7 protein-coding genes are annotated in these 10,660 nt (G+C 39.3%); 4 read left to right on the forward strand and 3 right to left on the reverse strand.

From position 1 onward, the window contains the following. The first annotated feature begins 13 nt into the window (after nt 1-13). Nucleotides 14-3,343: a maltose alpha-D-glucosyltransferase gene (treS, locus tag RM541_RS05845; RefSeq protein ID WP_311499277.1), complete on the forward strand. Its 3,330-nt coding sequence runs from the start codon at nt 14-16 to the stop codon at nt 3,341-3,343. After that, the gene (glgB, locus tag RM541_RS05850) at nt 3,324-5,957 is read left to right on the forward strand and encodes a 1,4-alpha-glucan branching protein GlgB (protein ID WP_311499278.1); all 2,634 of its coding nucleotides are present in this window, start codon (nt 3,324-3,326) and stop codon (nt 5,955-5,957) included. Before treS ends, glgB begins: the two co-directional genes overlap by 20 nt. 372 nt (nt 5,958-6,329) lie before the next feature. On the opposite strand, the gene RM541_RS05855 is transcribed toward glgB, so the two are convergent. Beyond that, nucleotides 6,330-6,533 carry a hypothetical protein gene (locus tag RM541_RS05855; protein ID WP_311499279.1) on the reverse strand — a complete coding sequence of 68 codons (204 nt, stop codon included), beginning with the start codon at nt 6,531-6,533 and terminating at the stop codon, nt 6,330-6,332. A 248-nt stretch (nt 6,534-6,781) separates the two neighbouring features. Continuing rightward, the gene (locus tag RM541_RS05860) at nt 6,782-6,919 is read right to left on the reverse strand and encodes a hypothetical protein (RefSeq protein ID WP_311499280.1); all 138 of its coding nucleotides are present in this window, start codon (nt 6,917-6,919) and stop codon (nt 6,782-6,784) included. A 267-nt stretch (nt 6,920-7,186) separates the two neighbouring features. Here RM541_RS05860 and RM541_RS05865 point away from each other — a divergent pair, with 267 nt between their 5' ends. Together RM541_RS05865 and RM541_RS05870 are read left to right on the forward strand one after the other, a co-directional pair. Then, a complete protein-coding gene (locus RM541_RS05865; RefSeq protein WP_311499281.1) occupies nt 7,187-7,942 on the forward strand; it encodes a tyrosine-type recombinase/integrase in 756 nt (251 codons plus the stop codon). 2 nt (nt 7,943-7,944) lie between these two features. Then, nucleotides 7,945-9,069 (forward strand): IS91 family transposase, encoded by a 1,125-nt coding sequence (locus RM541_RS05870; protein ID WP_432264661.1) that lies wholly within the window; start codon nt 7,945-7,947, stop codon nt 9,067-9,069. Nucleotides 9,070-9,361: 292 nt separating this feature from the next. On the opposite strand, the gene RM541_RS05875 is transcribed toward RM541_RS05870, so the two are convergent. Further along, on the reverse strand, nt 9,362-10,459 hold the full coding sequence (locus tag RM541_RS05875) for an RNA-binding domain-containing protein (RefSeq protein WP_311499282.1): 1,098 nt from the start codon (nt 10,457-10,459) through the stop codon (nt 9,362-9,364). Nucleotides 10,460-10,660 lie beyond the last annotated feature (201 nt).

Here is a 10,660-nt window from a genome sequence, read left to right on the forward strand (position 1 = left end):
AATTTAAAGATTTATGATCAACCAGACAAATATTGACGACAACGTGCATTGGTATAAAGATGCCGTAATTTATGAATTACATATTAAAGCCTTTTTTGATAGCAATGGCGACGGAATAGGTGATTTTGAAGGTCTTCTAAAAAAACTCGATTACCTGGAAGACCTGGGAGTAACAGCAATTTGGCTGCTACCCTTTTATCCCTCGCCACTAAAAGATGATGGCTATGACATTGCAGACTACTACAATATTAACCCTTCTTTTGGAGATGTAAAGATCTTTAAAAAGCTTATAAAAGAAGCGCATAAACGCGGACTAAAAATTATTACCGAACTTGTAATTAATCACACTTCAGATCAACACCCGTGGTTCCAGAGAGCACGAAAAGCTCCGGAAGGGTCTAAATACAGAGATTACTATGTATGGAGCGATGACCCCAATAAATATAAAGATGCACGTATCATTTTTACAGATACTGAACCTTCTAACTGGACCTGGGATCCTGTGGCAAAATCGTATTTCTGGCACAGGTTCTTTTCTCACCAGCCAGATTTAAACTTTGATAATCCTGAAGTTCAGGACGAAGTTTTAAAAGTTATGGATTACTGGTGCAAAATGGGAGTCGATGGTTTCAGACTGGACGCCGTTCCTTATCTTTTTGAAAGGGAAAACACCAATTGCGAAAATCTTGATGAGACCCATGTTTTTCTTAAAAAATTAAGGGCACATATAGATAAAAATTACGATAATAAACTTCTTTTAGCCGAAGCGAATATGTGGCCGGAAGATTCCGCAGCCTATTTTGGTGACGGGGACGAATGCCACATGAACTACCACTTCCCTATTATGCCACGAATGTTTATGGCGGTAAAAATGGAAGACAGGTATCCGATAATTGACATTATCGATCAGACACCTGATATTCCTGAGTCCTGCCAGTGGGCAATATTCCTAAGAAATCATGATGAGCTTACCCTCGAAATGGTGACAGATGAGGAAAGGGATTATATGTATAAAGTTTATACCAAAGATCCACAGGCAAAAATCAATGTTGGAATAAGGCACAGGCTGGCTCCTTTACTGGAAAACAACCGGAACAAAATTGAATTAATGAATGTGCTTTTATTTTCTCTTCCGGGAACACCTGTAATTTACTACGGGGACGAAATAGGAATGGGAGATAACTTTTATCTTGGAGATCGGGATGGTGTGAGAACACCAATGCAGTGGACTGCAGATAGAAATGCCGGCTTTTCCACGGCAAATCCGCATAAATTATATCTTCCGGTAATCATCGATCCAGAGTATAAGTACGAAGCCGTTAACGTAGAGGCGCAACAGTTAAACTCCTCTTCCCTGTTATGGTGGATGAAGCGGATAATTGGAATGAGAAAACGATTTAAGGCCTTTGGACGTGGCGATATTAAATTCCTTTCTCCTTCTAATGCCAAAATTATAGCCTATACCCGTACTTATGAGGAAGAAGATATATTGGTCCTTGGAAATCTTTCCCGCTTCCCACAGGCTGCGGAACTGGAACTGGAAGGTTATGAAGGCTACACTCCAATAGAGGTATTTAGCCACAATAAATTTCCGAAAGTTTCTGAAGATCCTTATTTATTTACAATGGGACCTCACGGGTACTACTGGTTTGTGCTGGAAAAAGACAAAGAACGTTCTGAAAAAGCAGATCTTCCTGCCCTAAAAGTTAAGGAATGGCCGGAATTGCTGGAACGTAAGACTCAAAGTAAGCTGGAGAATAAAGTTCTCCCTTCTTATTTGAATTCCTGTAGATGGTTCGGCGGAAAATCAAGAGTAGTCCAAAATATCGCAATTATTAACCAGATACCGATTCCGGTGAAAGATTTACCGGCTACCCTGGTTACTATTGAAATCAACTATAACGATGGTCTGCCCGAAGTTTATCAGTTACCACTTGCCTTTGTACCGTATCATAATGAAGATGACATAAGGGATATACCCGAAAAAGGTGTAATCACAAGATTAACCGTTGGAAAAGAGGAAGGAATTCTTTTTGATGCTGTATATAATGAAGAATTCAGAAATGCAATATTTAAAAATATTCAAAAGAATAAGACTCTAACAAGCGGTAAAGGCAGCCTCAATTTTTATCATGGTGATGAAGAAATTACGATAAATTCTGAAGTTCTACATTCTAAGATTTTAAACGCAGAACAAAGCAACACTTCACTAATTTACGACAATAAGTATTTTCTGAAGTTATACCGGAAATTGGATAATACTATAAATCCTGATTTGGAGATAACGCGCTATCTTTCTGAAAAGACAGATTATAAAAATTCTCCTCAATTTGTTGGTGCTTTAGAATACAGGACCGGTGCCCGAAATATCATCGTATTGGGAATGATGCAGGACCTGATACCGAACCAGGGCGATGCGTGGGATTACACAAAAGATTCTATAAATCGTTATTTCGAAAATGTAATGACAAGGGCTAAAGATGTAAAACTGACACCAAAAGACACAGATCTTTTACTTACACCCCTTAATTACACTGAAATAACAGAGGATATGAAAAAGCTTATGGGAGCAATTTTTCCGGAGCGGATTTCTCTTTTAGGTCAGCGTACCGCAGAAATGCACAAAGCGCTCGCAGAACATCCTGAAGAAAAGGATTTTGAACACGAGCCTTTCTCTCTGCATTACCAGAGATCGCTTTTCTCTTCATTACAGTCTCTAACCAGGAACAGCTTCACAAACCTTCAGAAGAACCTTAAAAACCTTCCGGAGGAAGTAAGGAATGAAGCTAAGGAAGTTCTGGATATGAAAAACGAAGTTCTTAATTGCTTCAAACGGGTTTTTGATCATAAAATTCCTACCATGAAAATAAGAACCCATGGGGATTATCATCTTGGACAGGTATTATGGACTGGAAAAGATTTTATAATCATTGATTTTGAAGGTGAACCAGCAAGAGCATTTAGTGAAAGACGTTTAAAAAGATCTGCACTAAGAGACGTTGCAGGTATGGTGAGATCCTTCCATTATGCTGCCTACAGTAGTATTATGGAACCAGAGTTTGACCAGCAACGTCGTGAAGGCGATCTTGAAGATTGGGCAGAATCCTGGTATTACCATGTAACCCGGCTTTTCCTCGAGGGTTACGCTGAAAATGTTGGAAATAACAATTTCATTCCGGAGGATGAAGAAGATTTTAAAATCCTGATGGATACATTCCTGCTTGAAAAAGCAGTATACGAACTGAATTACGAACTGAATAATCGTCCTGACTGGGTGTTAATTCCATTACGGGGCATAAAAACAATTATAGGGAGGTATAGAGATGGCAAAGAAACAAAATAAAGATATCGATAAAGACAAAAAGGTTACATCAACTACTAAAACTACAAGTGCTAAGAAGACCACTAAAGATGCATCAAAATCTGGCGAAGTAAAAGGCCCTAAAGGAACTGGTGAGAAAAATCCGGATACTGGTAAGGCAAAGGAAACGCAGACTAAGACTGCTATAAAACCTACTGCAAAGGCTAACGCGGCAAAGGGTACTACTAAAAGAAAGCTTCCGAAGCCAAAAGAGGCTAATCCGGAAGAAACTTCGGCATCTGAGAAAAAAACAACTGCTAAGAAATCTTCTAAAGCCGCTGCGGGAGCAAAAAAGTCAACTAAATCCAAGCCCGGTACTACTGCAAAATCCGCAGCTAAAAAAACCGGTGTAGAAAAGAAAGTTGCTGAAAAAAATTCAAAAGCAAAGAAAGTAGATCCTTCTAAAACCGGGAAATCTGTTACATCAAAGAAGACAACAACCAAGAAAAAAACTTCAGACGATGTTACCTCTAAGGTTAGGAATATTGCAGATAAAGTACTGCCTGATGAAGAAACTCAGAAAGCAGTGGGAGATACGGCTAAGGCAATTCTTCCTGATCAAAAAACGGTAAAGAAAACTGTGAAGAAGACGGTCAATAAAGCTGTTGACACGCTGTTATCCGATGATGAAAAAGAGGACAAAGTGAAAAAAACAAAAGCAAAAGCTAAGAAGACCAGTAAAAAAAGTGAAGTGGCAGAAGGCGCCAGTTTGCTTTCAGAATATGATGTGCATCTTTTTAGAGAGGGAAAACATTACCACCTTTACAAAAAATTCGGTTCCCACATTATGGAGCACCAGGGAACAAAGGGAGTTTACTTTGCTGTTTGGGCACCAAATGCTGAAAAAGTTTCAGTAATAGGTGATTTTAACGGCTGGGACAGGCAAACTAACCCAATGAAGCCTAGGAATGATGAATCTGGTATTTGGGAAGCTTTTATTCCGGAAGCAAAGAACGGAAGTATGTACAAATACTATATCCGCTCCCATAACAACGGGTACGAAGCAGAAAAAGGAGATCCATTTGCTTTTAAATGGGAAACTCCGCCAAACACTGCCTCTGTTGTATGGGATCTTGAAGGAAGTTGGAACGACGGGGACTGGATGAAAAAACGTAAAAAAGAGGCGCAAAAAGCCAAACCTTATTCCGTTTATGAACTCCATGTTGGCTCCTGGAAAAGAAAGCCCGAAGAAGATAACCGTTCCCTTACTTACCGGGAACTCGCAGAAGATCTTCCGGGTTATTTAAATGAAATGGGCTTTACACACGTAGAGTTTATGCCTGTTATGGAACATCCGTTCTTTGGATCATGGGGTTACCAGGTAACAGGGTATTTTGCTCCTTCCAGCCGCTTTGGTAGTCCGCAGGATTTTATGCATCTAATTGATGCGCTTCACCAGGCGGGAATTGGGGTGATCCTGGATTGGGTACCTTCGCACTTTCCTTCAGATCTACACGGACTCCATTATTTCGACGGAACTTTTCTTTACGAACATGCCGACCCGAGAAAAGGATTTCATCCCGACTGGCAGAGTTATATTTTTAACTACGGAAGAAATGAGGTACGTTCATTTTTAATAAGTAATTCCGTTTTCTGGCTGGATAAATTTCATGTTGACGGGCTGCGTGTAGATGCCGTTGCCTCTATGCTTTACCTGGATTACTCCAGGAAGGAAGGAGAATGGGAGCCTAATGAGAATGGCGGAAATGAAAACCTGGAAGCAATAAGTTTCCTTAAGGAATTTAACGAGACTGTCTATGGAGAGTTTCCAGACATAATAACTATTGCTGAAGAATCCACTGCGTGGCCAATGGTTTCTAAACCAACTTACATGGGAGGCCTTGGATTTGGTCAAAAATGGATGATGGGATGGATGCACGATACGCTGGAATACTTTCAGGAAGATCCTATCCATAGAAGATACCATCAAAATACAATCACCTTCAGTACCACCTATGCTTTTACTGAAAACTTTATGCTTCCATTAAGTCATGATGAAGTGGTTTACGGAAAGCAGGCAATTTTCAATAAGATGCCGGGCGACGAATGGAATAAATTCGCGAACCTAAGAAGTCTGTATGCATATATGTACGGACACCCGGGTACAAAATTACTCTTTATGGGTGCTGAATTTGGCCAGAGAACAGAATGGGACCACGATTCCAGCCTGGACTGGCATGAGACCAATAACGCCCCAAACAGGCAGGTTCAGGAAACCCTCAAGGCTTTAAACAGGTTATATAAGCAAGAGCCGGCTCTTTATGAAAAGAGCTTTGAAAGCGAAGGTTTTGAATGGATAGATATTAATGATCACGAGAATAGTATTATTAGCTTCTTAAGAAAAGGAGAGAAAGAAAAGGATACAATAATGGTGGTCTGCAACCTGACCCCTGTTCCCAGGGAAAATTACCGCATAGGAGTTCCTGAAACCGGGAAATGGAAAGAAGTTTTTAACTCAGATTCCGAAGAATTTGGAGGAAGTAATGTAAGTAACAAAGAGCCTGTAGAAGCTAAGCCTTTGCCAACGCATGGTAAAGATCATTCTATTGCGCTCACACTTCCCCCAATGGCAGTTGTGTATCTTAAAAAGCAGTAATCTAAGCGGGCCTTAGAGCTTTAGTATTGTCAAAAACCCTTCCGCCGAATTGGAAGGGTTTTTTTTAGGGTCTGTAGAAGGTTTTATTCATATCTATTCCCTACTACATTTTAAATCCAGAAAACTGCATAACAATTAACGTTTTGTTGGGATGTAGTTTTGTCGAGAATACGTTATATTTTTATTGCTAATTTCATATTTCGTATGGTGTCCTTTTTAGCCAAAATTGTTTTCAAAGGCCCCTGTTATCTCCAGTTGGCGGATTAGGGGACTCGGATTTTTCACCTTAGAATTGTTTTATTGGTCAATTTAATTATTTTTCTTTCTAATGGTGTCGTCTATTTAAGTTATGCACTTATAGCTGCTGTTGATTTAAACATCCTCGAATAAGCTGTATCTTCTTCTGACTAATTCTGTTCTTTTAGGTCCAACTGGTTCATCTTTTAATTTTTTCTCAATATCAATGAACTCATTTTTAATTTTTAAAAATTTAGGGGTCTCCGTGTATTCTTCTAACCATTGTGCAAAATCGTTAAAATCTGAATCCTTTTTTGAGTAAGGAAAGTATTTGATCATTGATTCCTTTTCCCAGTTAGAATTTTCATTCTTATCGATATCGATTAATTTTCTTCCTAGGAAATAATCAATTATATAAGTGTTTGATATAAATGTTTGTACTGCTTTATTTTCTGCTCTTTTGATTTTATTGTTCTTAAATAAAGTGAGGGTATACTGGAATAAGAAATTTGGGAATCCTATATCTTCTGGGAAATTTTTATCAAACCAGTTGAAATACCTTGAAGCACCTTTATAATCTTTTAATTTTATATATAATTCGGGCGGTAAGTATCTAAGTCCTGCGCTATCATCATAAAATCCTCCCCATTTTTTTTATCAGCAGCTAAATCTTTTTTGATTTTAGTAATTTTGGCTTTTATTCTTTGCTCTTGTATTTCAGTCAAAGCTTTTTGTTTTTTAGTTCCAAACTCAGTTCAATGTTGAACTAAACCTAAAGGTAGCTTCAAGAGATCGCAAAATCACTATTCACTACCTTTAAGTATCTCAAATTATAATATTTAAAGTTATGAAAAAAAAGTAGTACCCTTATTGACAGGGCCTGTATTTCTGTACCTGAGTTCGATCAACTTTACCGTAAATTAAAGCGTTACGTAGAACTCGCCGGTAAAAGTCAAAGTACCCTTACCAACTACTCCCGCTGCCTTACTCATATGTCCCTCCTTTTTAAATGTAGTCCCCTTGATCTCGATGAAGAACAGGTTTTGGATTACCTGCACGTTTTGAAATCGCAGCACAAAACACCATCGGATAGTTTCTTTAAGCATATGGTCTATGGTCTTCGCTATGCCTATCGAATCTCCGGGATGAAGGAAATGCGGGTTATACTACCCTCGATAGAACGACCTCACAAACTCCCGGTGGTACTAAGTCGTAGAGAAGTAAAGCAACTGCTTAAAACTACCAAACTTCTCAAACACCGGTTGGTACTGGCAATGCTCTACGGCTGTGGTCTTCGCTGCTTTGAACTTCGCAGCCTTCAGCTCAAGGACCTGGATTTTGATCGTAAAATGCTTCACATCCGCCATGGTAAAGGAAGAAAAGACCGTTATGTTCCATTATCCCAGATGCAGATCCGTGGCTTTAAAAAATATATCGCTGCAGATCATCCTACCACCTGGTGTTTTAATGGCTACAACAGGAAAGGAAACCCAGCCCAGTTATCGGCAATGGGGGTACAATGGATCGTTCGGAAAGCCTGGAAACACAGCGGGATCCAGAAAGAAATCACTACCCACAGCCTTCGGCACAGTTATGCCACCCACCTTTTGGAGATGGGATTGGACATTATCAGTGTCAAAGATTTACTGGGACACGCAGATATCCAAACCACCCTCACCTACCTACACTTGGCACAACTCGGTAGGCAGAAGCCCTTCAGTCCGTTGGATCGGCTATACAAGGAGTAGCCGTGAAACCTGCTGCCTATGAGGTGGCCCAGGTTCTGGAAAGGAATACGGAATCTTTATCCAAATATTGTTACAACAGCTGGCAGACAAGAACCCTGCACGCCTTGCGCAAATGCCGCACTGCTGCCCTGGGTGGCCATATCGACCGTTGTAACAACCCTTCCTGCCATCGGCTCCACCTTAGTTATAATAGTTGTCGGAACCGCCATTGTCTCAAGTGCCAGGGGCATAAAAAAGAACAGTGGATCCAGGCGCGGGAAGAAGAACTTCTTAATGTTCCCTACTTCCACGTGGTCTTTACCCTGCCATCAGCGCTCAACCGCCTGTGCCTGTACGAACCTAAAAAAATGTATGGGCTACTGTTTAAAATAGCCTGGCAGGTGATCCAGGGTTTTTCATCCAATCATAAATTTTTGGGTGCCAAACCAGGGATGATCGCTATCCTGCACACCTCTGGACAAAACCTTTCTTTGCACCCACACCTGCACTGTATTGTTCCCGGGGGTGGTATTAACCAAAGTGGTCAATGGAAATCTGCAAAAAGCAAAGGCAAATACCTGTTCCCAGTCAAGGCTATGAGCAAGGTGTTTAGAGCTCATTTTGTGGCTTCCCTTCGCAAGGAACTGGAACCGCAATCCACGGACTTCTATGAAAGCCTGTTCAAACACAACTGGGTAGTTTACTGCAAGCGTCCATTTTTAGGTCCCGCCCAGGTGGTGGAATATCTTGGCCGATATACCCACAAAATCGCCATCAGTAACCACCGGATAAAAAACTTGGATAATGAAAGCGTTACATTTACTGTAAAGGATTACCGGCACGCCGGAAGAATATCTTTGTTACGTTTATCCGATGCAGAGTTCATAAGGCGGTTCGCGCTTCACGTACTTCCCAAAGGCTTTGTTCGCATCCGACATTATGGAATCTTAAGTACTTACCATAAAAAAATTACGATTACCAAGCTACGGAAAAGCCTGGGAGGGGTACAACTCAAGGAGCGTAAACCACTTCAACACCGCCTGTGCCCGGTATGCAAGAAAGGAAAACTGATAACCCTTACTACTTTTACGGCCCGAGGCCCACCAGGATACTGGATGGAAAAACTAAGAAAACAATCAAATAAATGAGTATAAGAAACGATTCTTCCGGGCGTAACAGGAAACCTATGGCCTAAAAAGATCAAAATGACATTGAATACTGTAAGTGCCAGTAAAAAACTTACTAAAAGCAGCTTGACTTTAGGTCAATAGTCAAAAGCCGATATCTTGCATAGAGGCTAGATGTACTATCCAACAAATACTACCTCCTAAAAACAGACTAATCCCCATATATACTAATTCGCAAAGCACCGGTTTAGTCAACAGTGCGTTCATGTTGGGCCGTTCCGGCCACACGAACGCTTAGTTATGAGGCACAGTTTTATTTTTTACTTAATTTCTTATTAAAAAGCTGCTTGTGAATTTTAGGGTCATCTATAACTTTTGCTATTTCTGGTATTGCAGAGGGAGAGAAGAATACTTTAGTCCTTTGTGAATACTGGTCGACTGTTTCTATCCAAATAAATTTATTAAAGTCATTCGAGACTGTTTGATTAGGTGGATTTATTACATTGAAACTTTTATCATTAACCCATCCCAAATGATCGATCACTATTTTTAGATGTGCATTTGTAAATTTGTAATTGGCAACTTCTTTTACAGCCTTTTCTAAACTCGTTAAGGAAATATGTTCTCTTTCTGTATGGATTTCACCCATAAGCTTGTATATCGGTTTGCCTTCATTATCAGTGATTTTGCCAATTTCCCCAGCACTTATTGCACTTAAAATAATATTGAAAACACCTTCTTGTGATTTCTCGATATCTATGTTACTGCCCGAGAGAGTTTTATCTTTATTGTTGAAACCATAAACTTTGTTTTGTTGCGGATTCAAGATCAAAACTTCACGTGGATTTATATCTATCATTTCAGGAAGTAATTTTGACCAAATTTCCATGAATTCTTTACTTTTTTCATTTGCTTTAATTTGTAGAAAGCGGTCAAATTCTGATGTTGACTTGTTTGCCTGTTCAGTTCCTCCAGTATCTCTATAATAGATCGCACCTTTTTCGATTTTATATTCTTTAAAATCATTGATCGGAACGAGGGTATTATTACTTTTTGGAATTAATATGTAATAAAATTTTCTAATACTTATTTGAAACTGTTGGATATCTAATGATACTCCATTCTTCAAAATTTTATTGAATTTTTGGCTAATATCATTTAAATCGAGTTTGGCAAAACAATCGATGTTTTTTTGATTTAATCCTAAATCCTCATGAACTCCAGTCGTACTGTTTTCTTTAATTCCTATAATGATAATCCCACCATTGGCATTTGAGAAAGAAATTATATCCTTTGCGAAGTTTTTCATGAAAGTAGTGACATCATTATCGTTTGGAATAAAATTTAATTCCATTTTATAATCTACGAGTCCGTTTTCTTTAGGATACTTTCCATGGTCTTTAAGCTTCAATTAAAACTTCTACATGGTTTTTTAATTCTTTTAATTCCATTATTGGCTGTTTGAATGAGAATGTCGGTTTAAATTGTGCCTAACGGTCTCGTGTATGAGCAGTAGCGGATTTTAAGCCACTAAACTGTCAGATAGCACCGACCTTTGATTTAAAGTTTTACGTTTTAAAATAGCACTTAACCCGCTATTGCTTATACACAA

It is taken from the genome of Autumnicola psychrophila, assembly GCF_031846645.1.
GTDB classification, from domain to species: Bacteria; Bacteroidota; Bacteroidia; order Flavobacteriales; family Flavobacteriaceae; genus Autumnicola; species Autumnicola psychrophila.